1 protein-coding gene is annotated in these 416 nt (G+C 70.9%); it reads right to left on the bottom strand.

Translation table 11 applies throughout. The annotated features are described in order from the left end of the window. On the bottom strand, nt 1-405 hold a 405-nt coding region (locus tag AB0C16_RS40760), incomplete at its 3' end, for a response regulator (RefSeq protein ID WP_357691570.1). Between the last annotated feature and the right edge of the window lie 11 nt (nt 406-416).

Genomic DNA, 416 nt, shown 5'->3' with positions numbered 1-416 from the left:
GTCGAGCTTGATGCCGGCGCGCTCCAGGACGGGCGGCAGCGGCACACTCGTCCGCCGGCCGAGAGCACGCACGCGTGCCGTCAGCTCGCTGAACGCGAACGGCTTGGGCAGATAGTCGTCGGCGCCGATCTCCAGACCCTCGACGCGGTCGCTGACGTCGCCGGACGCGGTGAGCATCAGCACGCGCGTGGGCATGCCGAGCTCGACGATCTTGCGGCAGACGTCGTCGCCGTGCACGAGCGGGAGGTCGCGGTCGAGGACGACCACGTCGTAGTCGTTGACGCCGATGCGCTCCAGGGCGGCCGCACCGTCGTACACGACGTCGACGGCCATGGCCTCCCGGCGCAGTCCGGTGGCCACCGCATCGGCGAGCAGCTGCTCGTCCTCGACGACGAGTACGCGCACGTCGCTGTCCT

It is taken from the genome of Nonomuraea sp. NPDC048916, from assembly GCF_040649575.1.
Taxonomy (GTDB): Bacteria; Actinomycetota; Actinomycetes; order Streptosporangiales; family Streptosporangiaceae; genus Nonomuraea.
This window is presented reverse-complemented; position numbering and strand designations above follow the sequence as displayed.